This window comes from Ferdinandcohnia sp. GQ5 (assembly GCF_059759275.1).
Genome location: NZ_JCAXEW010000009.1, coordinates 36,087 through 61,088 on the forward strand (window position 1 = coordinate 36,087; position 25,002 = coordinate 61,088).

Below are 25,002 nucleotides of genomic sequence, written 5' to 3' on the forward strand. Positions count from 1 at the left end.
ATTGAGTAGGTGATAGAATATAGGTAAAAGAGTCTAAAGGAGCTAATTAATGGATGCACTTACCTTTTTACATATTGCGGATTTACATTTGGACAGCCCGTTTTCAGGGTTAACCAATCTGCCAACGAAAGTTTTTAAGCGTGTACAAGAGAGTACGTTTACCTCCTTTGCTCGATTAATCAATATTGCGATTGAGCAAAAGGTTGATTTTATCATCATTGCCGGTGATTTATTCGATGGAGAAGACCGAAGCCTCCGTGCACAATCACGATTTCGTAAAGAAATGGAAAGACTTAGAGAACATGGTATTGAGGCATTTGTCACGCACGGTAATCATGACCATCTTAGTGGAAATTGGCCACATTTTGAATGGCCGAGTAATGTCCATGTGTTTCAAAATGAAAATGTCGAGGTCATTCCATATATAAAAAATGGAGAAACCGTTGCGAATATTTATGGGTTTAGCTATGCCAAAAAAGCTGTGCTTGAAAACAAAACCAAATTTTATGAAAAGAAAGACGGTGCCACATATCATATAGGCATCTTACATGGAAGTAAAGAAGGGGAGAGTTCACATAGTCGGTATGCTCCGTTTTTGCTTTCTGACCTACAGAAAAAAGGATTTGACTATTGGGCTCTTGGACATATTCATACAAGGGAGATTTTAGCTGAAGACCCTCCTATTATTTATCCTGGCAATATTCAAGGTAGGCATAAAAAGGAAACAGGTGAAAAGGGTGGTTATCTCGTAAAACTTTCAAAAGCTAAAACAGAATATACATTTTTTCCAACATCCGATTTAGTTTGGGAAAATACGACCATCGATATTTCTGAGCTTACTAGTTTTGACCAACTTGTTGACAAATCACTTTCTCATCTTGAATCTCTCCGTAAAGAAACCCAAGGCTTATTTGTAACGATTGAATATATAGGAACCGGACCACTGCTAACACAACTTCAAGAGAATCCAATAAAAGAAGATCTCTTATCTCTTTTAAACGATGATATCTCAGAAAAGAATTTTGTCTATGTGGTGGGACTTAAACAAAATTTTCAAATACAGATCAATCGTCAAAAGTTAAAGCAGGATTCACATTTTTTTGGTGATTTATTGGAAAACATGGAAACCTATCAGGACTTTGATCATGCACTACTCCCTTTACGGAATAATCAAAGCTTCCGAAGGCATATTGATACTTTTACAAATGAAGAACTACAGGAAATACTTCATGATGCGGAGAACTTAATTCTACGAGAACTCTATTCTTCAAATAGGAGGTGACGATATGAAAATCATTGGAATTCAGGTCTATGGGTATGGAAAACTTGAAAACTTGGAACTCGGAGAGCTTTCTCCACATCTTCAGGTCTTTTTTGGTCAAAATGAAGCTGGAAAATCAACACTTATGTCGTTTATACATAGTATTTTATTTGGATTTCCAACGAAACAACAAAATGAGCAACGTTATATCCCTAAAGCAGGAGCCAAATATGGTGGAAAGCTCATTCTCCAAACTGACGAGTATGGAACAATTTTGATTGAAAGATTACCAGGTAAAGCCACAGGAGAAGTATCAGTATTTATGCCAGATGGTTCAGTTTACGGAGAAGAGTTTATATCAGAGCTCTTCCAAGGAATGGATAAAAACCTGTTTAAGAATGTTTATTCCTTTAATATTCATGGACTACAGGGTGTACATAATTTAAAGAGAGAGGACGTAGGAAGGTTTTTATTTTCTGCGGGGACAATTGGAACAGACGCCTTACTTGAATTACAAACTAAATTGGTGAAGGAAATGGATGGATTATATAAACCAAAAGGAAAGAATCCACCACTTAATATGGAACTTATCCGACTAAAGGAGGAACATGCAAAAGTTACGAAGTGGCAGGAGAAAAATAATGAATATGAATCTCTCCTGAACGAACAACAGCAACTCGAAAACGAACTTGTATCCTATGATTCCAAGATAAGTTCTTTAAAGCAAAAAATTCAAGAATCAGAAAAACTCCGATCCATTCAACCAATCGTAGAAGAATATCAAACATTACAAAATCGATTGCAAAGTTTACCAGTGTTTGAACCTTATCCCGAGGATGGGCTGAATCGCTTAGAACAACTGCAGGCGCAAATAAAACCGTATCAGGCACAATTAGCTGCTATAAATGGCCAAATTCTAGAATGGAACAAGGAAAAAAGTGAAATCAATTTTGCCAAACAATACATTGTTAACGAACAACGGATATTGGAATTGGTTGAAAATAAAAACCTATTTTATGAAAAAGAAAACAGATTTCAGCAAGTTACGATAGAACTTCAAGAGATAGAAGATGAATTAAATCAACTAATAGATCGAATAAATTTTACATTACCAGAGAAAGATGTTTTGAAATTAAATCTAAGCATTACTGCAAAAGATATGTTCTCTGAAGTTGTTTCTGAGACAGCACGACATAGGCAACAGAAGCATTTCTTAGATAACAGTTTTACACAAGTAAAAGAAGCTCTAGATAATAGCGAACAAAAGTTAAGAGACTTAAAGCAACAGGTGCTCCCAGAGGAACAACGAAAACGCTATGAAAAAAAGAAAAGCCAATATACTTCGAAGGATAACCTAGAAAGTGAAAAGCTGTTAATTGAGGATGAGATAAAAAGAATTGATCAAAAAATGCAAAGAATGACAGCAAAAGAATCTGAAAACAAACAAAAGTATACTCGATTGTTTTATGGAATTGGTTTTACCTTATTGATTATCTCGGTTTATTTCTATGTTACAAAAGATTGGATAATTGGTGGGATATTAACTATCCTAGGTGCTCTCATGTGGCCAGTTGGGAAAACAGAAACTTCCCAGATGACATCCTCATTCATTCATGAACTCCAGGATGATAGAGAAAGATTAATGAAAAAGCTGGAGGCTATAAATGAGCAACTAACACATAGCAACTATTCAGATCATGAAGAGCTATCAGCAATACTTATTCGTGATAAGCACTTAATACAACAGATTGAAATTGAAAAAGCCACGCATCGACAAAATGAACGTGCATTAGATAAGGTATTTAAAGACTTTGAGGAATGGGAGAAAACAGAGTATTCCTTAGAGGAAAAAGCAACAAACATCAAGAAAACATATGGACTTCCACTGCAAATTTCAAATGAACGATTATTGGATGTTTTTCAAATTCTTGAAGCGATTAAGGAGAAAGCTTTAAATAAACAAAAGCTTTCTAAAGCAAAAGTAGATCTTCAAAATGAGATTTCTAACTTCCAATCTAAAATTTATACAGTTGCAAAACAGTTAAACATAGAAGACCGAAGTTCGATAAAAGTTGACCAGATAGCGATCCAATTACAAGTAGAAAAAAAGAAATATGAACAGTTATTACAGATTGATGCGAAAATAAAGGATTCAGAAGAACAAATCTTAAAGCTTAGTTTGGAAATCGAGCATCTTCAAAAGGAAATTCAAGTTCTCTGGGATATTGCGAAAGTTTCGAATGAAGAAGAGTATCGGGCAAAGGGACAAGCAAATGATACCGCAAGAGAACTGAAAGAGCGAATGAATCTCCTAATGGCGCAACTAGAACGCTTTGGTAAGTTAGTTAAGATTTGTAATATAGAAACTGATTATGAAGTTCTAATTGAGGAGATGTCAGCTGAAACCACTAGACTTCATGCAATTGAAAAAGAAAGGCAAGGTCAACTGTCAGCTATAAACCATCGGATACAAGAACTAGAAGAAGGTGGAACCTACGCAGATTTACTTCATTCTTACGAGGCAAGTAATTCTTTAGTAAAAAACTATGCTAAAAACTGGGCAATACTATCAGTTGCAAAAGATATTCTAACCAAAACAGTAGACCACTATCGAACGCTCCGCTTACCTAAGGTAATAAAAAGGGCTGAGCATTATTTTTCTATTCTTACAGATAAGAAGTACAAAAGAATTTACCTTGACAATGAAGTCGATGGTTTTCTAGTCGAGAATAATAAGGGTGTACGCTATGAGCCGTCTGAACTTAGCCAGGCAACTTCAGAGCAATTATATATTTCGCTCAGATTTTCGCTTGCTAATACGATGCATCCCAGTCAATCATTTCCATTTATTATTGATGATAGCTTTGTTAATTTTGATTCAGGTCGTTTATCAAATGTCATCTCTTTAATTAAAGAACTGTCAATAGAAAATCAAGTCCTCCTATTTACTTGTCACCAACACGTTTTGGAAGGATTTGGTGAAGCAAAACCTATAATACTAAGTAATGAGGGTATCATAGAATACCAAAAAAGTATGCTATAATTTTTGTAAGAAATTTGTTATTTTCATAGTCCTCATTTTTTAGAAGTGAGAGTAAATAGATAAGCAGGGGGAGAAAATATGGTGAAGGGTATTGTTCATTATGAAGTGGGACAGCAGGTTGATGTATATTTATTTATTAAATCATCAACAAAAAGCATTGCAAGTAATGGAAAACCATTCTTAACTTTAGTATTTCAGGATAAAAGTGGAGAAATTGAAGCAAAACTTTGGGATGCAACACCTGAAGATGAGACTAACTATGCTGCTCAACAAATCGTAAGACTTGCTGGCGAGATTAATAGTTACCGAGGACGAAATCAGTTGAAAATCAGAAATATCCGACCTATAACTGATTTAGATGGGGTTACTATTTCCGATTTTCTTGAAGTTGCACCAGTACCGCAGGATGAGATGGCTTCAAAAATCACACAATATATTTTTGAAATGAACAATTCAAATATCCAGAGGATTACGAGGCATTTACTGAAAAAGCATCAAGCTGCCTTTTTTGAATATCCAGCAGCAACCAAGAACCACCATGAATTCGTGTCTGGCTTAGCCTATCATGTTGTCTCAATGCTTGACTTAGCTAAAGCAATTGCTCATCTATATCCATCACTTGATACGGACTTATTATACGCAGGCATCATTTTACATGACTTAGGCAAGGTTACGGAGCTGTCAGGCCCTATTTCAACAACATATACAGTAGAAGGAAATTTATTAGGCCATATTTCAATTATGGTAAATGAAATCGGACAAGCAGCAAAGGAGCTAGGTATTGAAGGTGAAGAAGTTACGGTATTGCAGCATATTATCTTAAGCCATCATGGAAAGGCAGAATGGGGAAGCCCTAAGCCACCAATGATTAAGGAAGCGGAAGTTCTACATTATATAGATAATCTTGATGCCAAAATGAATATGTTAGATCGTGCATTAGAACGTGTAAAACCAGGCGAATTCTCAGACCGAGTCTTTGCATTGGATAATCGAAGTTTCTATAAACCAACCTTTCATAAGTAATCAATCAAGACTCGACTCACTTTTTTTATGAGTCGAGTTTTTTTATAAATAGATTTTCATCATTTATGGAAAGCTATGTAAAAAAAAAAGAGGTCCTGAAGAATGACAAAAGTAATACTTCTATTTTTTCTTTTTTTATTTGCATTTCATAATACAGCCATTGCGGTTACAAATGAATATGATGAGAGAGATAGCCCAATAAGCTTTAAAGTTGAAATGGTTCCTTGGGACATTGTAAATGAGATTCTTCCTAGAAAATCCTTCTTTACTATTATTGACGTTGAAACGGGCCTTCAATTTCGTGTGCAAAGAAGGGCTGGAAGCAGACATGCCGATGTTCAACCAATCACAATTGAAGACACAAAAATTATGAAAAGAATTTATAGCGGGAAATGGAGCTGGAAGCGAAGGGCGATTATTGTAAAATATGGAGATCAAATGATTGCCGCCTCAATGCACGGTATGCCACATGGTGCAGGTGCTTTAAAAAACGGCTTTCCTGGTCATTTTTGTGTGCATTTCTTAGGGAGTACCACCCACAGTTCAAAAGAACCAGATTTTGCTCATAAACTCATGTTATTAAAGGCGGGAGGCAGGTTAGACGATTACATTAATAATGCGGACCCTTATCACCTAATTGAAATATTTGTAGCCGGTATTAATCAATCGGATCGAAAAATAATCAAACAAACCTTTATGCCGAATTCAAAAAATAAGATGCTTTACAAAACCTTAAGTCAAATTACAATTTTTTCAATAACAAACATGTCCTATTTACCATTAAGCGATTTAAAAGGACTATTAAGTATGGAAATACCAGTTGAAGTCGAAATATACAGGGAAAATCAAGGGAAGGAACGAAAACGAATCGTTTTTGTACTGGTTCGGAATAGTATTGTTGACCGTTGGTATATCCAACAAAATGACTTATTACAGCAACTGTAATTTTGTAAAAAATATGAAGTTTGAAAAGGATTTCTTTAGTTTTTGTAGAAATCTGTAAATAATAGTTCTGATTTGGAGTGATTAAAATGACATCAACAAAGTCTCTATTAATTGGTGTATTAATTGGAAGTGTAATTGGTGGTATATCCGTCCTTTTAAGTTCACCTACTTCAGGCAAGGAATTAAGAAAGGCGTTAAAAAATAATCAAAAACAAATCTCTAATTCCCTGTCTCAGGTTGTTTCCGATGGGAAATCCTTAACAGAACAGGTTTCTAGGTCAACGAAACAGGCGGTGAATACAATATCTGAGGTTTCTGGTGATATTAGTTATTTACTAAATCATTGGAAACAAGAGATTGAAGGTAATCAAAAAAATATTCAAAAAGAGCTTTCAGAAATAGAAAGCGCTTTAGAAAAACTAGAAAAAGCGGTTACAACCCCATAGAATCAAATTTTTTTCACCTAATTTAAAAATTTCGTAAATTTACATCTTTATTAATTTTTATTTTATTGGCATAATAGTAATAAGAGAAAATAGAAAAGTGGGTGAATCTATGAAACATGAAGAAAAAATGGCCTCCATCAAAGAAGCGCTCCTTTTTAGTCAGAGAATCGCACAGCTAAGTAAGGCATTATGGAAATCTATTGAAAAGGACTGGCAACAATGGATCAAGCCTTATGATTTAAATATTAATGAACATCATATTATTTGGATAGCGTATCATTTGAAAGGTGCTTCAATTTCAGAGATTGCTAAGTTTGGAGTTATGCATGTTTCAACTGCATTTAACTTTTCTAAAAAGTTAGAGGAACGTGGACTTTTACAATTTTCAAAAAAGGAAAATGATAAGCGTAACACGTATATCGAGTTGACACCAAAAGGGGAAGAAATCTTTTTGAAAATTGTGGAAAGCTATAATCCGAGTAAAAATGGAGTTTTGGAAGGAGCAATTCCACTTAAGAAGCTTTACGGAAAGTTCCCAGAAATCGTTGAGGTTATGAGCATTGTCCGTAACATATATGGAGACGATTATATGGAAATATTCGAGAAATCATTCCGAAATATTGAAGATGATTTTATTGAAGTAGATGGAAAGCTTTACAAACGAGTAGAAGAAAAAATAGAGTTGTAATCTGGAATTAGTTTATTTCGTTGAGTATCCCTTTAAACTCGTTCATTAAAGGGGTATATTTTCTTTCTTTAGCTAATACGTCGATTGTTGTTTTTGGATCTAAGTGGGGATGAAGCATCCCTACAAATTGAGTTAAAAGCGGCGTGAAACATATAAGTCCCTCCGCTTTTTGTTTTTTATATGTAATGCTCATTTCTTCACATAGTTCCAATAAGTCTTCGACGTCTTTTTTTGTTAATTTTGCTTCCATTATTAATTGATGAAACGGTGATAACTTATCCTCTAACAACGGTAAGATGAGCGACTGATAATATTCAAGTCGCTCCAAACGATCTTCAATTGACTCCATAGTTAACACCCCAAATACTTTAGTTGAATGAATACTCTACGTTTATTTTTAAATAATATGCCCAAAAATAGCGAAAAAAGTCGAAAAAACATGTATTTTATCGTTCTTTTGGATACCTATTGCATTTTTGTTAGAAACAAAGTAAAGTAGTTTAGTAAGTTTAGAGTAACTAAATTAAAAAAAATTTTACTTCGATTTGGATGCGACTTCCAATTATTTACTTCTTATGATTGTGGATGGTGATTTTGTATGACATGTTGGAAAACCATTAATCTTTCAAAGGATTATGGATTCCATCGAATTGTATTGGTATCCTTGATATCAATGTTCATTGCATTTATTCTTTTTTATTTGCCAATGAATCTTCTGTATTCTTCAATTAAACTAAATGAAGATGGATCAATTTATTTTTTATTAGCTTTATTGTTGATTTATCCATTACATGCAACCTTGCATGTTTTACCCTTTTGGGTAACTGGTAAAAAAATAAAAGTAACATTTAAATGGTTATATGGAATTATTCCAGTTGTTTCTACTCGTTCAAAAGATGCACTTTCTAAGCCGTTTATCATTTTAGTAATGAGTACACCATTTTTATTGATTACTACACTTATGCTTGGTGCGTGTGTTGCATTTCCGGTCTATATTCATTATTTTTCCATTATTGCAGCGATCAATTTTGGGTTATGTGTTCCTGATTTTATCTATTTAGGTCAGTTTATTAAGGCACCAAGATCTTGTACTGTTGAAGAAGTAGAGGATGGCTATGATATTTTAATTCATAAATAAACTTTATTCATATGAAATTTTGGAGTAATGAATAAAGTTGAGCCTTCTGGGAGTCTTAGATTTTCATGATTGAACAAATCTAGGGGGAAAAATGCTACGGCATATTTGATTTTAGATGGGGGGATGAGGAGTGCTCTTATTTTATATTCCATTTGCTGCTTTTATTTTGTTTTACATTAATCAAATGACTTACCGGCTATGTGAGCAAAAAGAAATTCCTGATGACCGCCAGCCAAAAGTTTATCGAACAATTAATATTTTGATTACCATTTTACTTATTTCCTCCTATGTAGAGGTCTTGTTTACGTAAATGGAAAAAGGATGACCGATTTTTCGGCCATCCTTTTTCTTATTTGAGAATGTTTTTATTTTGTCTAGCTAAAGGGCCAGGCCCCTCTCAGGTCAAGACAACCTGTCAATAAGGATAAAAGGCATCCTTCTAGCTAGCTTTTCTTTTGCTTGTCGGACCTGCACAGGACAGGAAAGACTTCGGCAGCATATACATCGCACGAAGAAAATGCAAAGCATTTTCGAGGAAGTGCTGATGTCCACGTTAGCAACAGGACGTGGCTAACGTGGACAATCAATAAGCTAAGCTTTTCTTAGAACCAAGCAGCACCAACGATGATTAGAAGGATGAATAACACGACAATTAGCGCGAATCCACCAGCGTATCCGTGACTCATAGTTACACCTCCTATATCTTAGTACGGTATTTTATGCGAAATCATTTGTGAACGAATAGGCGATTGTCACGCCTTTAGGAATTCTTTTTCACAATCAACTAAACTTTTGAACTTGAAAGGCAAAAGCCTTTTATTCAGTTCACTATATCCTATTCGCATAAAGCCTATATGACTGTGCGAATGTCCCAGATTTTTGAATAATCTTGCGAAAATGTTTTCTTTCTTTTTTAAAAGTATGTTATAGTAATTTTTGTACCCTTGGACAAACCGTATATAAAAATTGTACATAGTAGGAGTGTGTGTAATGAAAAAATCAATAATTGCTTTAACTGCTGCTGTAGGTATTCTTGGTCTAAGTGCATGTAACAATGCCGACGATTCAGCAGTACTTGTAGAAACAAAAGCTGGAAATGTTACAAAAGACGAATTATATAATGCCATGAAGGATCAAGCAGGCGCAGTGATCCTTAAAGATTTAGTTTATACTAAAGTATTATCAGAGAAATATGAAGTAACAGATAAAGAAATAGATGCAAAATATGAAGAAATGCAAGCTGCTCTAGGTGCCCAGTTTGATGCCATTGTTGAGCAAAATGGTGAGGAATTCGTACGCGAACTTCTTAAATCAGACATGTTAAAAGAAAAAGCTGCATTGGAAGAAGTTGAAGTAAAAGAAGGCGAAGTGGTTAAAGCAAGCCATATTTTAGCTCAAGTTCCACAGGATGCAACAGAAGAGCAAAAAGCAGACGCTAAAAAGAAAATTGAAGAAGCGAAGGCTAAGCTTGACAAAGGTGAAAAATTCGAAGATGTAGCAAAGGAATATTCTGAAGATGGTTCTGCTCAAAATGGCGGGGACCTTGGTTGGTTTGGAAAAGGACGTATGGTTCCTGAATTTGAAAAAGTTGCCTTTACTCTTAAAGAAGGCGAAACAAGTGATATTGTTGAGTCACAATTCGGTTATCACATCATTAAAGTAACTGGAACTACTGAAGGTTTTGATAAGATGGAACAAGAGAAAAAGGACGAGATTCGCAAGGCTTTACTTCAAGCAGACCAAGCTGCTCTTCAAACTGCTTTAGACAAAGCAATTGATAATGCAGATGTAAAAATTAAAGATAAAGATTTTAAAGATTTATTTGAAGCGCCTGCTGCAGAATAATGAGAAAGGACCGTTTTTAAACGGTCCTTTTTATATTGTCTAGCTTCAGCGCTAGCCCCTCTCTGTTCAAGCCAAGCCGGCAAGATGGATAAAAGAGATCCTTTCAGCCGGCTTTTGTTATGCTTGTCGGACTTTCACAGGAAGTGCTGACATCGACGTTTGCCACAGGACGTTGCAGTAGTAGTTAGTCGATGTTCCTCTTTCAAGGACTTGCGCTTTTCGACTTCTACATGGCCTCTGGTTTATTCATTTGCTTAGAACGTTTTTCTTTTTCGCTATTCATACGTTCGATATATACATTACCTTCTTGTTCAATATAGGAGTCTTCAATCTTCTTTTCCTCTCTAGATGTCCTAATCACCATATATGCACTAAAAAGAACTCCAAATAACGCTACATATACAAACCAAGGTACTGTTAACATAGATTCCACTCCTTGTCCCACTTTTTACTTCTACTATATGATGAGAAATGACTAGATATCACTTAATTTCATAGATTTTTGATGGAGATGAGGAGTAGGAACGATGGATCACTTGATTCTATCGACATTATTTCTTTTCTATGAATTATATATTTTCATTCTATCAGTTTTACTTCAGTTCTATCGATTTTAACTAATTTACAAAATTGGACAGAAAAAGGGTGCCCGCCAATAAGTCGGACACCGGAGATTCATGATTATGCACTAACTGTAAAGTTTGTACGTCTTATAATTTGTTGTGCAACTGGATAAATAATCGCCATTGCAATTGTACCCATTACAGTTGCTGGGATGACTACACCAATGAACAATCCGATGAATGTTCCAGGTAGACCAGCAATTATAAGTGCAGTGTTTAAGAAAACAAATCCAGAAACTAAAATTCCTACTGCAGTAATAGCACATACCATTACTAGTGATTGTGTCTGCTTTCTTGCAACTGTAAACATGCCATAGAATACGAATGCTGATACTAATTTATCGACAGGGTTCGCAATTTGACCACCTGGGAAGGTTGTTGTCAATGCTGAAATCACACCGCCGACAATTGCTACAAGCAATACGTATTTCTTTTCAGGGAATAACATAATTCCTAAAAACATGAAGATTAACAATAAGTCAGGCTTCATACCTAGGTATATTCCCGGCATAACTGTGTGTAGTACAGCACCCATTCCAACTAATAATGCTAAAAATACTAAAACTTTTGTATTCATTTCTCATCTCTCCTCAGCTTTTCTAAGCTATATTTTTGGATTCTCCAATAGTGCACTCATTGCCTATTGCAAGAATCTTATCTATCAGTATATCAGACTATTAGACCAATTTACAGTTCTAATTATCTGATTTAAATGCCTTCATAAATAAAGCGAGGGCTTCAACAGACTCATAAGGTACCGCATTGTATATGGAAGCACGGCACCCACCGATAGAGCGATGTCCATTTAACCCTACGAAACCTTTTTCCTTAGCTTGTATTAAAAACTTTTTAGTAAGCTCTTCGCTTGGAAGTGTGTATGATACATTCATCGTGGAACGACTGCCTTTTTTAGCATGAGCTTTATAGAAACCATCAGATTCATCAATTGTCTGGTATAAAAGAGCTGCTTTTTCATTATTCATCGCTTCAATTGCAGGAACGCCACCTTGCTCCTTGACCCATTCAAGCACAAGCGAAAGCATGTAAATTGAAAAAGTAGGTGGTGTATTATAAAGTGAATTAGATTTTACGTGTGTTTTGTAATCCAACATGGTAGGTAGATTGCTATTGCCTTCTTTTAATAAGGAATCTTTAATAATAGCAACGGTGACCCCAGATGGACCAAGATTTTTTTGAGCACCAGCATAGATCATCCCGAATTGTTCTACATTAATTTCTCTACATAAAATATCACTGGACATATCTGCAATTAATGGCACATTTGTATAGGTAGGGTACTTTTCCCATTGTGTACCATATATGGTGTTGTTTGATGTGATATGAACATAAGCTGAGTTCTCTGAATGAGCGTTTGCACCTATTTCAGGGATGTAATTGTATTTATCTTCTTTACTGGAAGCGACTATATTGGTTTCACCAAGTTTATTTGCCTCATCAAGTGCCTTTTGTGACCAAGAACCAGTTAATATGTAGTCACCTATTTTACCTGGAGTGAGAAAGTTCATGGGAATCATTGAGAATTGTAAACTTGCGCCACCTTGTAAAAATAATACTTGGTAGTCATCAGGAATTCGCATGAGACTACGTAAATCAGAAATAGCTTGTTGATGTACTTGATCATATTCCTTACTTCGATGGCTTAATTCCATTACAGACATGCCAGTTCCTTTGAAATTATTAAGTTCTGCTTGGGCTCGATTTAATACTTCAATTGGAAGAGCAGAGGGACCGGCATTAAAATTGTAAGCTCGTTGCATAATTGAATCCTCCTATTTTTGTTGCTTTAGTTGAATAAAGTTATCTTATCATGTTTTTATGAAAAAAAAAGTGAAATTTTTAGAAAAAACACAGAATAGCGCTTTCACGACATAAAGAAAGACAAGACCTAAGTCTTGCCTTTTTAGAGGTTAATTCTGTTCAATTGTTTTTGAAATGCTTGAGGCAATATTTTTTAAATCATCCGATGAATATTGACTTTCATGAGACTTCCATACGATGCCAAATCCATCGCCTTTTCCATAACGAGGGATAAGGTGTAAATGAAAGTGGAATACAGATTGTCCAGCTTGCTCACCGTTATTTTGCAAAAGGTTCATACCGATTGGATTGAATTCTTTTTTTATTGCGTTTGCAATAGATGGTACAACTTCAAAGATATTTTGGGCAATTTCTGGCGTTAATTCAAATACATTTTCTTTATGTACTTTTGGGATAACAAGAGTATGTCCTTTCGATACTTGGCTGATGTCTAGGAAGGCATACACGTGTTCATTTTCAAACACCTTTGCACTTGGAATTTCTCCATTGATGATTTTACAAAAAATACAATCACTCATTTACGTCCATTCCTTTCAATAATTCAGTTAATAACTAGTATTTTATCACATGTTCATACGATGTTAAAATTTTCATGTTGTAACCAATTTTTAAAAAAGAAAACAGGATGCAATCGCAAAGGATGCATCCTGTTTCTGAAGAAGGCTTTCTTGTTATAGGTTAACGGTATCTTTGATAAACACCTCATTTTTTTTAGGAATGAAAGTCTTTATCTAATGGAGTGAGTCAATTCCGTAGTTCAAGCGGACCATCCCCTTGTCTAATGTTTATAAGTTAATACAACTTATAAAGCGACTAGGTAGCCTTTAACAAACACCTCATTTACAAAATATTGTTATTTTGTTAGTGGTAATTTGTTTCGAACTTACTTTATTCTCACATTTCCCAAAGTAACCATCCCCTTATAACAGATATAAAAAGCTGTCGTCTAAAACAAGGATATTGTCTTTAACAAACACCTCATTCCAGGTAGATGATTAACATCAAAGGCTTTTTTTCTTGCCCTCTTCAAAAATTAGTATGGCCGTTTTAAAATGTTCTATTCAATTTTTTTAACTATGTAAAAATGGCAATTTTTGATATGATAAAAAGAAAAGCGCAAGGCGCTCAGCGATAGGCAACAAGCTTAAGTTGAGCAAAAAGAAGGAAGCGATGGCTTAGGCCCTGGAGCCGATGGCGCTTGGAGCTAGACATCAGAAAACGAAAAAACTTGTATGATAAGAAGGGAGCTTTACATGGCACTACTAGAGATAAAAAATCTAACCGGTGGTTACACAAAAAATCCTGTTCTTAAGGATGTTTCCTTCAAAGTTAATCAAAACGAAATTGTAGGATTAATCGGATTAAACGGTGCGGGGAAAAGCACGACAATTAAACATATAATTGGTTTAATGGAGCCAAAGAAAGGGTCTATTCATATTCAGGGGAAAACGATTCAAGATGACATGGAAGCCTATCGATCCAAGTTTAGTTTTATTCCAGAAACACCAATTCTTTATGATGAGTTAACCCTTTATGAACATCTTGAATTAACCGCAATGGCTTATGGACTTGATAAGAAAGTATTTGAAGAAAGAATTGAACCTTTATTAAGAGAATTTCGAATGGAAAAAAAGGTAAAGTTTTTCCCAGCTCATTTCTCAAAAGGAATGAAGCAAAAAGTCATGATTATGTGTGCCTTTTTAGTTGATCCGGATGTGTATATCATAGATGAACCTTTTGTAGGTTTAGATCCACTTGGTATTCAATCCTTGTTAGAGCTAATGAATAAAAAGAAAAATCAAGGTGCGGGCATTTTAATGTCTACCCATATTTTAGCGACTGCAGAAAAGTATTGTGATTCCTTTATTATTTTACATAACGGAAAAGTAAAGGCTTCAGGAGCCTTAGAAGATCTCCGCAGGCAATTCAAAATGGAGAACGCATCACTCGATGATATTTATATCAGCCTGACAAAGGAAGAAGAAAATGATTGATATCAAAGAACTATGGAAAAAACGCCAGGTCCAACATTTTAAAGAAATTAGCCGTTATTTGCGGTATATGTTAAATGACCATTTGTTAATCGCTCTCCTCTTTTTAGGTGGCGGAGGGGCATACTACTATAATTATTGGCTACAGGATGTTCCTAAGGAATTTCCTTACGCGATTATTATTGCACTTGCTTTAGGAGCTATACTGACTAGAAGTCGAGTTCAATCCTTAGTGAAAGAGCCAGACCTTGTCTTCTTATTGCCAATTGAAACGAAGTTAACCCCTTATTTTCAAAAGGCATTTTGGTATAGCTTGTTTTCTCAAATTTACTTATTATTAATTGTGTTTGCAATTGCAGCACCTTTATATCTTGCTGTCACAGATAAAACATTTTCATCCTTAGTAGCTATTTTTGTAATTGTTCTTTTGAGCAAGGCGTGGAACTTGCTCATGACATGGTTAACTCAGCATGACCAAGAAAACTCAACTTATTATACTGACAACGTAATTCGGCTTATTTTAAATATCGTGCTAATGTATTTATTATTTTCTGATGCATCGATCATTTTTATGGGTTGTGTCGTGATACTCATGCTTGGGCTACTTCTTTATTTTCATAAAGCAGTCGAGGGTAAAGGTCTAAAATGGAATACATTAATCGAGTTAGAGTCAAAGAGAATGCTTACTTTTTATCGAATTGCTAATTTATTCACAGATGTTCCTAAACTAAAGGAGCAGGTGAAAAAACGACCTTGGCTTAACTGGGTTACCGGTCTAATTTCATACTCTAAGAAAAATACATTTCGCTATCTATATACGCGTACCTTTTTGCGGACAAGCGACTACTTAGGTTTGTATGCGAGGCTAACCATCATTGGCGGATTGATTATTTATTTCGTCCCATTTCATTATGGTAAAGCGTTTGTGATGATATTATTTTTATATTTAACAGGCTATCAGCTTATGACATTATGGAGACACCATAGTTTTAAAATATGGGTTCGATTATATCCGGTAAGTGAAGAATCGAAATTATCCTCTTATTTACAGTTTCTATTTCAGCTGCTAGTAGTTCAATGTGTCTTATTTACAATAATCCTTTTACTTACAGTTGAATTCTCGATAACAATCTTATTATTTGTTGTTGGTCTAGTGTTCGTGTATCTTTTTGTATTTGTATATACAAAGGGGAAGGTAAAAAAGCTTGACCGGATGTATAGTTAATATTTGAAACCTATCCCTATTTTAAATCGTAGTAAGTATTAAATTAATAAAGGGGTAGAGGGTGCATGGATGATTCATATCTGTTAAAAGTAGAAGAGGAATTATTTCAATGGCGAAAAAAGCTGATTAAAAAATCTACTATGCTCCAACGTGTCTCAAAAAAAGCTCAAACAAAAGTGAACGAAATGATTCCCGAAAAAGCCCACACTGTCATTACCGAGAGCATCAAGAAGATGGTTCAAGCTACGTTAGTTGGGTCAGAATATACAACAAAGGGAAACTACCCGGATGAAATGACATTGCAGGTAAAAGAAAAGCTAATAGAAGAAAAATTAACAGTCTATAGACGAACTGCAGCTGCGGAAGGAGCAGGTACAGGGGCAGGAGGTTTTTTTCTAGCCTTGGCCGATTTTCCTTTGCTTCTTTCAATAAAGATGAAATTTTTATTTGAAGTAGCAGCGATACATGGATTTGATACGAAAAAATATGAGGAACGTCTTTTCTTGTTATATGTGTTTCAATTGGCTTTTTCTAGTGATGAACATAAAAAGAAAACATTTCACATTATCGAGAATTGGGAACTTGAGAAAGAGAGCCTAGTCGAAATGGATTGGCGTGTCTTCCAACAAGAATACCGTGATTATATTGATTTTGTAAAAATGCTTCAATTACTTCCAGGTGTTGGAGCTGTTGTTGGGGCATATGCCAATTACAATTTACTTGATCACTTAGGAGAAGTTGCGAAAAATTGTTATCGTATTCGAATACTACAATAATAAAAACGCAAGAATGGTGCGAAATACATCATTCTTGCGTTTTATTTTTATACTGTAGCTTCTTCTGATTTTTCGACTGAAAGATAGTTTAATGTTGCTGTTCCTAATGTTTTGGCAGCTATAAGCATTGCTTTCTCATCAATATCAAATTTTGGATGATGATGTGAATAAGCTTTTGTTTCATCAGCGGGCTTCGCGCCTGTAAAGAAGAAAGTTCCAGGTACATGCTGTAAATAATAAGCAAAATCCTCGCCACCCATTTGAGGAGCAGCTTCCGTAACATTTATAACACCAGGTACATTTTCAGCAGCTTTAACTAGGAAATCCGTTTGTTCTTTATGATTAACGACTGCAGGGTAACCACGATGAAAGGCATAGGAGTAAGTGGAATCTGCTGCAATACATGTTCCTTTTACAATTCGCTCTATTTCATGTTCGATTTGGTCTCTAACATCTTCACTAAATGTTCGCACTGTTCCTCCAAGTTTAACTGAGTCTGCAATTACGTTAAACGGATTTTCTGCAACGAAAGAGCCTACTGATACAACTGCAGATTCAACTGGGTCAACGCGTCTGCTCACAATTTGTTGTAAATTCATAACTAACTGAGAGCCAATAACAACGGCATCCTTAGTGGTATGTGGATGTGCTCCGTGGCCACCTGATCCTTGAATTTTAACTTCAAAACGATCTGCAGCAGCCATGATTGGACCAACGCGGTATTCAATCGTTCCAGTCGGTGTTGTTGCCCATAAATGAGTGCCGAATACGACATCTACACCTTCAAGACACCCATCTTCAATCATAGAAATAGCACCACCTGGAGCAAATTCTTCTGCGTGTTGGTGGATAAGGACGACTGTTCCTGCGAGTTGTTCCTTCATTTCATGAAGTGTTTTTGCTAATACTAGCAATGTAGCAGTATGTCCATCATGTCCACAAGCATGCATCACACCAGGGACAGTTGATTTATAAGGTACATCCTTTTCGTCCTGAATTGGAAGAGCATCGAAATCAGCGCGTAAAGCTACAGTTGGACCTGGTTTGTTACCATGAATTTTCGCAACAACACCATTACCACCTACATTTGTACGCACTTCAATTCCTAAACTTTTATAAAAATTCGAGATGTATTCAGCGGTTTTATATTCTTTAAAGGAAACTTCTGGGTGTTGATGTAAATAACGTCGAATTTCAACCAATTCTGAATATTTTTTGTCTAAAGATTCATATAGGTTTTGTAACATTTCTCGATTCTCCCCTTCAAATTATAATACTTATAAATTATATCATGATAAGTTGTATCGTATTGTAATTTTGCATAAAAAAAGGAGGACAGTTTGCCTCCTACTCAATTGACTGTAGTATTGAATTTCCGGTTCTCGAAACTTTTACTTTAGCGTATTTTGCATTGCGCTGTAAGTCTAAACCTGTACCTTCTTTAACAAAATAACTTTCTATACCGATGATAATACCATTATAGCCATTGTACTTACCAGCAATTAGGACCTCATCTTGAGCGAGTTGATAGTCACGAGGATTTATAGAAGTGAGTATTTTCTCCCGTTGATAGATACCATGTTGGTCTTCTTTTGCCAGAATAAACACTTTATTTCCTGAATGAACATTTTTTAATTCATTGACTTCTGCAATTTCGTAACGCAAGATCACATAATCACCCTGAAGCATCGAACGGGGGTCAACAGGTGCTAACTCAAGTGTAATTTCTTTACCGTTATTTAATAATGACTCACTAGTCCCAATTTGGTATCCCGCGATCGTCAACTGCAAAAGAAGAATGAGTCCAATAAGAATCCACTGCTTTTTTAAAAAAACCTTTACTTTCTTTAATTCACTTTTATCAGTCCTTCGTTCAAAGAATTGAGTGATTATGAAGAAAATAAGTCCAATCAATAGTAGTGACAGTGATTTGTGTACAAGAGACCAAACAAGGTCGTAATAAGTTGATATAAATAGTGCAATCCAGAACACTAAAGTCATTCTAAATAAAAATAAATCGTCTCTTCGTGAGAAGAAAAGAACAAGTACTGTTGTTATGATAAAAAACAAAAAGCTATAGATTATTTCCTGCCAAAGTAAATTATCTAAAAAGGTAAGAGCGTAGAAAAAGAGTAAGGCGTAAAACAAACTTATTCGTTTTAATGTAGCTTGCTTTCGAACAAAATAATAGATTATTGCATTGACTAGTGCAATACCTATGAATACAAATTCTAAATGGACCCACATTCCTAATTCATCTAATATTAGATTTATTAAACATCCGATGGTTGTAGTGTAGCTTAAGAATCTTATGTTTCCATCTTTCATGATAACTGTTACGACAATAGAAACGCTTAAAAAGAAAATCGTAATGGGTGCAGATAGGAAAAATGCTTCCAGTAGACCTGAGAAAAATCCGATAAACAGAAGCGTGTTTCGGACATATGGCCCAAGCTTTTTCACAAATAAACCTATAGAAATAAATAATAAACTTAAAACAACCGTAGCATAGAAGCTAGAGAATATTAGGAAGAGAACTCCTCCAAAGCTTATTGAAAACATGAAGGAACCAATGAGTGTAACAATCACGATTAACGTACCTTTAATCGCTTGACCTATAGGAGCTTCAGAATGCTTGGATGATAAATGCCTAGCCAACAATATTCCGCCGATAATTAAAGCGATAGAGGCAATTGAACCTAGTAATTGCAAGCCAAGATATCCAATTGATTCTCCGAATAAAAATGGAATTTCAATAATCTTTGTACAGACATAAATACTGACCATTGTAAAAAGAATAATGAAAAGATACTTATCAATTTTCTTTGATGCAAGATAAAAATAACAAACAGCAGCAAACAAAATATATAAGATATTCGTCCAGCCACTATATGGTTCATATAATTCGAAAATACTCATTCCGATTAACATAATATGTGTCATGGTATATGACATGTAGCGAATTGCTTTATTATCCAATACCGGAGTAAAAGTAAGGATAAAGAGAATGAGATTAAGTACTGCAATTACAAGATATATGAGCCACTCTTGAAAATCTGTGCGAACAATGAAATATGATGATGGATTCATATAGAACCAATAGGCGAGATGAAAAAGGATAAAGCTCATTATGGAAAAAGGAGCATAATTTGTGCTTATTGCAAGCAGTATAACTGGTATTAGCCAAACAAGAAATAGTACATAACTGTCGGCATGAGAATTATAAATTTGACCAATTAATGCAATAGATAAACCAAAGGTGATCGCACCACCCACTAAAAACCATTTTCCTAAAAATACTTGTTGTGAAAGTAGTTTTGTGGAAAGTACTGATAAGATATAAAACAAAATCATAGCCGCAACCGAAAGCGAAAGCTTTTCATACCGTGAAAATTCAGGCCAGTTAGCAGCAAAAAAGTAAAGAATTCCAGATAATATCAAAACTATCGAAGCGAAGTAACCAAAAGGAATCAACTTCTTCATATCATACTCCCCATTTCCTCAAGGAAAAATAAATATCCTACTCATACTATATGTGGTTAAGATGAATCGTTGTATTGATTATAATATATTTTGCCAGTTCCAATACCAATATTTAATGAACAAATTCATAAAAGCTTAGGGAAACCTAATCTTGAGGTGAATTACTTATGGAATTCTTTTCAGCAGAGTTTTTTTCAGCTCTACTTGCGATTATAGTAATTGATCTCGTTTTAGCTGGTGATAATGCGATTGTTATCGGTTTAGCGGCAAGAAATTTACCAAAGGAACAACAAAAGAAGGCAATCCTTTGGGGAACTGTTGGTGCAATTATTATCCGGGCTACAGCTACATTAGCTGTTGTTTGGCTCTTAGAGTTACCTGGTTTGCACCTAGTTGGCGGCATTCTTCTCATTTGGATTGCATATAAGCTTCTTGTTGATGACCAAGATGAACATGAAATAGAAGCCAAGGGTTCTTTTGCAGCCGCTGTTAGAACGATTATCGTAGCGGATGCTTTAATGGGACTCGATAATGTTCTAGGAGTAGCAGGTGCCGCTCATGGTAACTTTGTTTTGGTCATAACAGGGTTAATCATATCGGTTCCAATCATGGTTTGGGGAAGTACGCTTTTCATTAAATTAATTGACCGCTTTCCAATCATTGTTACAATAGGTGCAGCTATCCTTTCCTATACTGCAGCTAAAATGATTGTAGGAGAGCCAATTCTACAAGACTTCTTTGATAATCCTTGGTTTAGGTACACATTTGAGGCGATAATCATTATTGCGGTTGTACTAATTGGAACAAAGGTGAAGAAAACGAAATCACATTCAATTAAAGAAAAACAAAAAGCTTCTTAAAAAAGGCAGTCATTTGGCTGCCTTTTGATATTCATAAAATATTTAGTATAAATAATGGATAATAATGGATACTAAAAACGAGTTTTGTACATAAGCAGAAAGGAAGTATTATTATGAAAAGGATAATTTTTACCGGTTTAGCATTATTTCTAAGTTTTTTGTTAGTAGGTGAAATTCAAGTATCTGCTGAAATGGAGAACGTCGACCAAAAGCCAAAGGTAGAATTAACGGATCAGCAAAAGCAAGAGCTTGATAAGCTGTATCTTGATCTTCTTGATACAAAAAAGGAGATTATTAACAAATACGTTGAATATGGTGTCCTTACAAAAGAAAAAGCGGATAAAAAACTAAACTGGTTAGACGAACATTATCAAAAGATCAAAGAACACGGATACATTCCAATGCATCATCATAAAAAGCACAAAGATGATGACGATAGAAATGATAATGACAAAAATTAATAATAATAAGCTAGGTAAAACATGTTCTGTTTTGTCTAGCTTTTTTTATTAAATTCAAATAATCATTTTCTCATTTGGTATCACATCCTCATATTTAGGCATCCTTTTTTATTTATTCCAATAGGAATAGTATAATAAAAACATTAAATACTTAAGGGTATTTGCAAAAGGAGAGGTGAAAATGCCCATTTCATTTATTAAAACAGAAAAACAAGAACGATTATATAAGCTGGTGAGTGAATTAGCAGAAAGGTTTAATGAAAGAGCAGCTGAGTATGATGAAACAGGCGAGTTCCCTCTATTAAATATAGAGGAACTAAGAAATACTGGTTATACTAGCCTTTCCGTTCCTAAGGAATATGGTGGGAAAGAGGGGCTTTCCTTATATGACCTTGTTTTACTTCAAGAAAGACTTGCAGTAGGTGATGGCTCTACCGCATTATCAATTGGCTGGCATTTAGGGGCAACTATGGATTTATTTGATAAAAAGCGTTGGAAGGAAGAAAAACGATCATTTTATGCAAAAGAGGTCTTACAAGGTGCTCTTTATAATCGCGCGGCAACTGAACCTCAAACGGGTAGTCCAACGAGGGGAGGTAAACCTCAAACAACTGCTAAGAAAGAAGGGGATAAGTGGGTCCTCTCTGGAAGAAAATCTTTTACGACTATGTCTCCAGTCCTCGATTATTTTGGGGTAATTGCCTCAATAGATGGAACGGACCAAATCGGGGAATTTTTAGTGAAAAGGTCTAAGCCCGGAGTAATGATCGAAGAAACCTGGAATACAATTTCCATGAGAGGTACAGGGAGTCACGATCTTGTCCTTACAAATGTTGTGTTGGAAGAAGATGATTTAGTTGAAATGGTGACACCTGAGCAAAAAGCAACTCCAAATGGTTGGCTACTTCATATACCGGCTTGCTACTTGGGAATTGCAATGGCGGCAAGAAACTATGCTGTGAAATTTGCAAACGAATATTCACCTAACAGTCTAAATGGACCGATTAAAACGATTCCAAATGTAAGGCGGAATGTGGGAGAAATGGAAGCAGAGCTTTTAAAGGCACGCCATATTCTATATGCAATTGCTGACAAATGGGATAAGACAGATGATCGAAGTCAGCTTGGTTCGGAGCTCGGACTTGCAAAATATATTGCTACAAATAGCGCTATTTCCGTTGTAGATAAAGCAATGCGGATTGTTGGGGCAAAGAGCCTTCAAAAGTCCAATCCGTTACAACGCTATTATAGAGATGTAAGAGCGGGACTCCATAATCCCCCAATGGATGACATGACAATCGCAAAATTAGCGGATCAAGCATTTAAAGAAATGGAAAATTAACTAAATCTAATTGAATGAGAAAGTAGTCGCTGTTCGCGGCTACTTTTTTTATTTTAATAGTAAAAAATATGTTGACTAGAATAATATTAATTTCTATAAATAGGTAATCAATTTCTTACTATCAAAACTCGTAAATGCCTATAGAGCCTTATATAATAAGAGTAACTAAGATAGTGATTATTTACGGAACCCTTTAAATCAAATAAATTGAGAGAGTAATATACATTCCTGTTAGGAGGGAAATAGTTTTGAAAAATAGTAAAAAGAAATTTTTAGGTTTGTCTTTAGCATTAATGCTAGGAGCAGGTGGACTAGCTGCATGTTCAAGCTCTGGTGCTTCTAACAACACAAATAAAGACGGTAAAACTAGTTTCACGATTATGGCAAACCTATACACACCAGAAGTTCCATCTGATAGGATCGAAAAGCTTCTAGAGGAAAAGACAGATGTTGATTTGACTATCCAGTGGACTCCAGATACGAGCTATGAAGAAAAGTTAAATACAGCATTTGCCACCGAAACACTGCCAGAGGCTGTTTTCCTAAAGAATCAAACAACATTCATCCAATTTAAGGAAGCAATCCGTGATGGACAGTTTTGGGAAATTGGCCCATATTTAGATGAGTTTCCAAATCTAAGTAAGTTAAATCAACAAATCCTAGAAAACACTGCTGTTGATGGTAAAATCTATTCGTTATACCAAGGTAGATCATTATCTCGCCAAGGTTTGATTTATAGAAAAGACTGGGCAGAAAAATTAGGCTTAGGAACCCCAGAAACAATAGATGATATTTATGAAATGGCTAGAGCATTTACGGAAGATGATCCAGATGGAAATGGTAAAAATGACACATTTGGAATAACAGACCGTGCTGACTTATCATATGGTGCGTTTAAAACTGTAGCATCTTGGTTCGGGACTCCAAACAACTGGGGTGAAAAGGATGGACAACTTCTCCCTGAGTTTATGTTTGATGAGTATAAACAAACGATGGACTTTATGAAAAAGCTACGTGATAACGGTTATATTAACCAAGACTTTCCAGTGACAAGTAAAGAAGATCAACAAGCATTCTTTAAAAACGGAACTGCTGGTATGTACATTGGATCAATGTCAGACGTAATTAGTATTGATAAAGATGCGAAACAACTTAATCCAGATGTTGAATTTGATGTTCATAATAAAATTGTAGGTCCTAATGGTGAATACGGTATCTGGGCAATCCCAGGTTACGGAAACGTTGTATTATTCCCGAAATCAGCTGTTAAAAGTGAAGAAGAATTAAAAGATATCCTTGGTTTCTTCGATAAATTAGTTACACCTGAAATTTCAAACTTGATATTCTGGGGAATTGAGGGAGAACACTATACCGTTCAAGATGGTGGAGCACTTAACTCAGAGGATACTGAATTAACAACAAGGGAAGTAAAACCATATCAGTCACTTGAAATTGGTGAACCAAAGACAAATGGAAGATATGAAGGAGTCCATACCCTTCCTGCTAAACAAAAGGCTGAAAAACTAATTGTAGATAATGAAAATTATTTAATTCATGACCCAACAATCCCACTTGATTCACCTACTTTTGCAGAAAGAGGAGAACTTCTGAATCAAAAAATGATAGATGCAACATATCAATATATTCTCGGTGATCTTGATGAGGCTGGATTTGAGAAAGCAATTGAAGATTGGAAAAAATCCGGTGGGGAAAATGTCATTAAAGAATTTAATGAAGCTTACCAGAATTTAAACAAGTAGTTTCAAAGTACAAAAGTGAGGGCTGAAATGATGCTTTCACTTTTTTTCATATTCATTTTGTGAAGGTTATTAAAATTTTGTAAATGTGATAATCATTTTCTAATAATCGCCAATGAAAGTGTTTACAAACCTTGATATTATAGGTATATGTGAGAATTTGATTATTCACATTATTAGGACATGGAGATAAATTTAAGGTGTACTAAAAAAATAAATAGGGGGAATTACCTTTGAAGAAAAGTAAGAAGTTTTT

The 25,002-nt window shown here is 35.1% G+C and carries 24 protein-coding genes; 16 read left to right on the forward strand and 8 right to left on the reverse strand.

Annotated features, from left to right (window positions below; genetic code table 11):
- Window positions 1–49 precede the first annotated feature (49 nt).
- The 6 genes from AC6CHV_RS12470 to AC6CHV_RS12495 all read left to right on the forward strand — a co-directional run bounded on the left by AC6CHV_RS12470 (window position 50) and on the right by AC6CHV_RS12495 (window position 7,406).
- Entirely contained in the window at window positions 50–1,282 is a 1,233-nt protein-coding gene (locus AC6CHV_RS12470) for a metallophosphoesterase (protein ID WP_498078976.1), read from the forward strand.
- Window positions 1,283–1,286: 4 nt separating this feature from the next.
- Window positions 1,287–4,304: an AAA family ATPase gene (locus tag AC6CHV_RS12475; protein WP_498078977.1), complete on the forward strand. Its 3,018-nt coding sequence runs from the start codon at window positions 1,287–1,289 to the stop codon at window positions 4,302–4,304.
- A 78-nt stretch (window positions 4,305–4,382) separates the two neighbouring features.
- Window positions 4,383–5,327, forward strand: a complete 945-nt coding sequence (gene yhaM, locus AC6CHV_RS12480) for a 3'-5' exoribonuclease YhaM (protein ID WP_440274782.1) — start codon at window positions 4,383–4,385, stop codon at window positions 5,325–5,327.
- 102 nt (window positions 5,328–5,429) lie between these two features.
- Entirely contained in the window at window positions 5,430–6,272 is an 843-nt protein-coding gene (locus tag AC6CHV_RS12485; RefSeq protein ID WP_498078978.1) for a hypothetical protein, read from the forward strand.
- A gap of 86 nt (window positions 6,273–6,358) precedes the next feature.
- Window positions 6,359–6,718 carry a YtxH domain-containing protein gene (locus AC6CHV_RS12490; RefSeq protein ID WP_498078979.1) on the forward strand — a complete coding sequence of 120 codons (360 nt, stop codon included), beginning with the start codon at window positions 6,359–6,361 and terminating at the stop codon, window positions 6,716–6,718.
- A gap of 109 nt (window positions 6,719–6,827) precedes the next feature.
- Complete coding sequence (locus AC6CHV_RS12495) at window positions 6,828–7,406, forward strand: HTH-type transcriptional regulator Hpr (protein ID WP_180271217.1); 579 nt, start codon at window positions 6,828–6,830, stop codon at window positions 7,404–7,406.
- 7 nt (window positions 7,407–7,413) lie between these two features.
- Here the strand turns inward: AC6CHV_RS12495 and AC6CHV_RS12500 are convergent, their stop codons facing one another.
- Window positions 7,414–7,755 (reverse strand): DUF1878 family protein, encoded by a 342-nt coding sequence (locus AC6CHV_RS12500; RefSeq protein ID WP_341332486.1) that lies wholly within the window; start codon window positions 7,753–7,755, stop codon window positions 7,414–7,416.
- 249 nt (window positions 7,756–8,004) lie between these two features.
- Between AC6CHV_RS12500 and AC6CHV_RS12505 the strand changes: the two genes are divergently transcribed.
- Together AC6CHV_RS12505 and AC6CHV_RS12510 are read left to right on the forward strand one after the other, a co-directional pair.
- The gene (locus AC6CHV_RS12505) at window positions 8,005–8,544 is read left to right on the forward strand and encodes a DUF3267 domain-containing protein (protein WP_341332485.1); all 540 of its coding nucleotides are present in this window, start codon (window positions 8,005–8,007) and stop codon (window positions 8,542–8,544) included.
- 130 nt (window positions 8,545–8,674) lie between these two features.
- Window positions 8,675–8,854: a hypothetical protein gene (locus AC6CHV_RS12510; protein WP_099362463.1), complete on the forward strand. Its 180-nt coding sequence runs from the start codon at window positions 8,675–8,677 to the stop codon at window positions 8,852–8,854.
- Between the two features lie 292 nt (window positions 8,855–9,146).
- On the opposite strand, the gene AC6CHV_RS12515 is transcribed toward AC6CHV_RS12510, so the two are convergent.
- Window positions 9,147–9,230 carry a YjcZ family sporulation protein gene (locus tag AC6CHV_RS12515; protein WP_121447089.1) on the reverse strand — a complete coding sequence of 28 codons (84 nt, stop codon included), beginning with the start codon at window positions 9,228–9,230 and terminating at the stop codon, window positions 9,147–9,149.
- Window positions 9,231–9,534: 304 nt separating this feature from the next.
- Between AC6CHV_RS12515 and AC6CHV_RS12520 the strand changes: the two genes are divergently transcribed.
- Window positions 9,535–10,389: a peptidylprolyl isomerase gene (locus tag AC6CHV_RS12520; RefSeq protein ID WP_498078980.1), complete on the forward strand. Its 855-nt coding sequence runs from the start codon at window positions 9,535–9,537 to the stop codon at window positions 10,387–10,389.
- Window positions 10,390–10,615: 226 nt separating this feature from the next.
- Here the strand turns inward: AC6CHV_RS12520 and AC6CHV_RS12525 are convergent, their stop codons facing one another.
- The 4 genes from AC6CHV_RS12525 to AC6CHV_RS12540 form a co-directional block, all read right to left on the reverse strand.
- Window positions 10,616–10,813, reverse strand: a complete 198-nt coding sequence (locus AC6CHV_RS12525; RefSeq protein WP_121447087.1) for a sporulation YhaL family protein — start codon at window positions 10,811–10,813, stop codon at window positions 10,616–10,618.
- A 257-nt stretch (window positions 10,814–11,070) separates the two neighbouring features.
- The gene (locus tag AC6CHV_RS12530) at window positions 11,071–11,589 is read right to left on the reverse strand and encodes a tryptophan transporter (protein WP_099353390.1); all 519 of its coding nucleotides are present in this window, start codon (window positions 11,587–11,589) and stop codon (window positions 11,071–11,073) included.
- Window positions 11,590–11,707: 118 nt separating this feature from the next.
- Window positions 11,708–12,790, reverse strand: a complete 1,083-nt coding sequence (gene serC / locus AC6CHV_RS12535; protein ID WP_341332484.1) for a 3-phosphoserine/phosphohydroxythreonine transaminase — start codon at window positions 12,788–12,790, stop codon at window positions 11,708–11,710.
- Between the two features lie 150 nt (window positions 12,791–12,940).
- Entirely contained in the window at window positions 12,941–13,369 is a 429-nt protein-coding gene (locus tag AC6CHV_RS12540; protein WP_341332483.1) for an HIT family protein, read from the reverse strand.
- Between the two features lie 735 nt (window positions 13,370–14,104).
- On the opposite strand from AC6CHV_RS12540, the gene AC6CHV_RS12545 reads away from it, so the two are divergent.
- The 3 genes from AC6CHV_RS12545 (at window position 14,105) to AC6CHV_RS12555 (ending at window position 16,843) form a co-directional block, all read left to right on the forward strand.
- A complete protein-coding gene (locus AC6CHV_RS12545) occupies window positions 14,105–14,845 on the forward strand; it encodes an ABC transporter ATP-binding protein (protein ID WP_341332482.1) in 741 nt (246 codons plus the stop codon).
- Window positions 14,838–16,067 carry an ABC transporter permease gene (locus AC6CHV_RS12550; RefSeq protein ID WP_498078981.1) on the forward strand — a complete coding sequence of 410 codons (1,230 nt, stop codon included), beginning with the start codon at window positions 14,838–14,840 and terminating at the stop codon, window positions 16,065–16,067. Before AC6CHV_RS12545 ends, AC6CHV_RS12550 begins: the two co-directional genes overlap by 8 nt.
- 65 nt (window positions 16,068–16,132) lie before the next feature.
- The gene (locus tag AC6CHV_RS12555; protein WP_341332480.1) at window positions 16,133–16,843 is read left to right on the forward strand and encodes an EcsC family protein; all 711 of its coding nucleotides are present in this window, start codon (window positions 16,133–16,135) and stop codon (window positions 16,841–16,843) included.
- 47 nt (window positions 16,844–16,890) lie between these two features.
- Here the strand turns inward: AC6CHV_RS12555 and AC6CHV_RS12560 are convergent, their stop codons facing one another.
- Together AC6CHV_RS12560 and AC6CHV_RS12565 are read right to left on the reverse strand one after the other, a co-directional pair.
- Window positions 16,891–18,090 (reverse strand): M20 family metallopeptidase, encoded by a 1,200-nt coding sequence (locus AC6CHV_RS12560; RefSeq protein ID WP_440274797.1) that lies wholly within the window; start codon window positions 18,088–18,090, stop codon window positions 16,891–16,893.
- A gap of 100 nt (window positions 18,091–18,190) precedes the next feature.
- A complete protein-coding gene (locus AC6CHV_RS12565; protein ID WP_498078982.1) occupies window positions 18,191–20,326 on the reverse strand; it encodes a GDYXXLXY domain-containing protein in 2,136 nt (711 codons plus the stop codon).
- Between the two features lie 167 nt (window positions 20,327–20,493).
- Between AC6CHV_RS12565 and AC6CHV_RS12570 the strand changes: the two genes are divergently transcribed.
- The 4 genes from AC6CHV_RS12570 to AC6CHV_RS12585 all read left to right on the forward strand — a co-directional run bounded on the left by AC6CHV_RS12570 (window position 20,494) and on the right by AC6CHV_RS12585 (window position 24,749).
- A complete protein-coding gene (locus tag AC6CHV_RS12570; protein WP_121447079.1) occupies window positions 20,494–21,186 on the forward strand; it encodes a YjbE family putative metal transport protein in 693 nt (230 codons plus the stop codon).
- 113 nt (window positions 21,187–21,299) lie between these two features.
- A complete protein-coding gene (locus AC6CHV_RS12575; RefSeq protein ID WP_121447078.1) occupies window positions 21,300–21,647 on the forward strand; it encodes a DUF2680 domain-containing protein in 348 nt (115 codons plus the stop codon).
- A gap of 181 nt (window positions 21,648–21,828) precedes the next feature.
- Window positions 21,829–22,989, forward strand: coding sequence for an acyl-CoA dehydrogenase family protein (locus AC6CHV_RS12580; RefSeq protein WP_498078983.1), 1,161 nt, complete (start codon window positions 21,829–21,831; stop codon window positions 22,987–22,989).
- A gap of 293 nt (window positions 22,990–23,282) precedes the next feature.
- Complete coding sequence (locus tag AC6CHV_RS12585; protein ID WP_341333569.1) at window positions 23,283–24,749, forward strand: extracellular solute-binding protein; 1,467 nt, start codon at window positions 23,283–23,285, stop codon at window positions 24,747–24,749.
- The last annotated feature ends 253 nt before the right edge of the window (window positions 24,750–25,002 follow it).

Coding starts and splice junctions, on each gene's coding strand:
- AC6CHV_RS12470 (WP_498078976.1), top strand. CDS start 50: ATGGATGCACTTACCTTTTTACATATTGCGGATTTACATTTGGACAGC.
- AC6CHV_RS12475 (WP_498078977.1), top strand. CDS start 1,287: ATGAAAATCATTGGAATTCAGGTCTATGGGTATGGAAAACTTGAAAAC.
- yhaM (WP_440274782.1), top strand. CDS start 4,383: ATGGTGAAGGGTATTGTTCATTATGAAGTGGGACAGCAGGTTGATGTA.
- AC6CHV_RS12485 (WP_498078978.1), top strand. CDS start 5,430: ATGACAAAAGTAATACTTCTATTTTTTCTTTTTTTATTTGCATTTCAT.
- AC6CHV_RS12490 (WP_498078979.1), top strand. CDS start 6,359: ATGACATCAACAAAGTCTCTATTAATTGGTGTATTAATTGGAAGTGTA.
- AC6CHV_RS12495 (WP_180271217.1), top strand. CDS start 6,828: ATGAAACATGAAGAAAAAATGGCCTCCATCAAAGAAGCGCTCCTTTTT.
- AC6CHV_RS12500 (WP_341332486.1), bottom strand. CDS start 7,755: ATGGAGTCAATTGAAGATCGTTTGGAGCGACTTGAATATTATCAGTCG.
- AC6CHV_RS12505 (WP_341332485.1), top strand. CDS start 8,005: ATGACATGTTGGAAAACCATTAATCTTTCAAAGGATTATGGATTCCAT.
- AC6CHV_RS12515 (WP_121447089.1), bottom strand. CDS start 9,230: ATGAGTCACGGATACGCTGGTGGATTCGCGCTAATTGTCGTGTTATTC.
- AC6CHV_RS12520 (WP_498078980.1), top strand. CDS start 9,535: ATGAAAAAATCAATAATTGCTTTAACTGCTGCTGTAGGTATTCTTGGT.
- AC6CHV_RS12525 (WP_121447087.1), bottom strand. CDS start 10,813: ATGTTAACAGTACCTTGGTTTGTATATGTAGCGTTATTTGGAGTTCTT.
- AC6CHV_RS12530 (WP_099353390.1), bottom strand. CDS start 11,589: ATGAATACAAAAGTTTTAGTATTTTTAGCATTATTAGTTGGAATGGGT.
- serC (WP_341332484.1), bottom strand. CDS start 12,790: ATGCAACGAGCTTACAATTTTAATGCCGGTCCCTCTGCTCTTCCAATT.
- AC6CHV_RS12540 (WP_341332483.1), bottom strand. CDS start 13,369: ATGAGTGATTGTATTTTTTGTAAAATCATCAATGGAGAAATTCCAAGT.
- AC6CHV_RS12545 (WP_341332482.1), top strand. CDS start 14,105: ATGGCACTACTAGAGATAAAAAATCTAACCGGTGGTTACACAAAAAAT.
- AC6CHV_RS12550 (WP_498078981.1), top strand. CDS start 14,838: ATGATTGATATCAAAGAACTATGGAAAAAACGCCAGGTCCAACATTTT.
- AC6CHV_RS12555 (WP_341332480.1), top strand. CDS start 16,133: ATGGATGATTCATATCTGTTAAAAGTAGAAGAGGAATTATTTCAATGG.
- AC6CHV_RS12560 (WP_440274797.1), bottom strand. CDS start 18,090: ATGTTACAAAACCTATATGAATCTTTAGACAAAAAATATTCAGAATTG.
- AC6CHV_RS12565 (WP_498078982.1), bottom strand. CDS start 20,326: ATGAAGAAGTTGATTCCTTTTGGTTACTTCGCTTCGATAGTTTTGATA.
- AC6CHV_RS12570 (WP_121447079.1), top strand. CDS start 20,494: ATGGAATTCTTTTCAGCAGAGTTTTTTTCAGCTCTACTTGCGATTATA.
- AC6CHV_RS12575 (WP_121447078.1), top strand. CDS start 21,300: ATGAAAAGGATAATTTTTACCGGTTTAGCATTATTTCTAAGTTTTTTG.
- AC6CHV_RS12580 (WP_498078983.1), top strand. CDS start 21,829: ATGCCCATTTCATTTATTAAAACAGAAAAACAAGAACGATTATATAAG.
- AC6CHV_RS12585 (WP_341333569.1), top strand. CDS start 23,283: ATGCTAGGAGCAGGTGGACTAGCTGCATGTTCAAGCTCTGGTGCTTCT.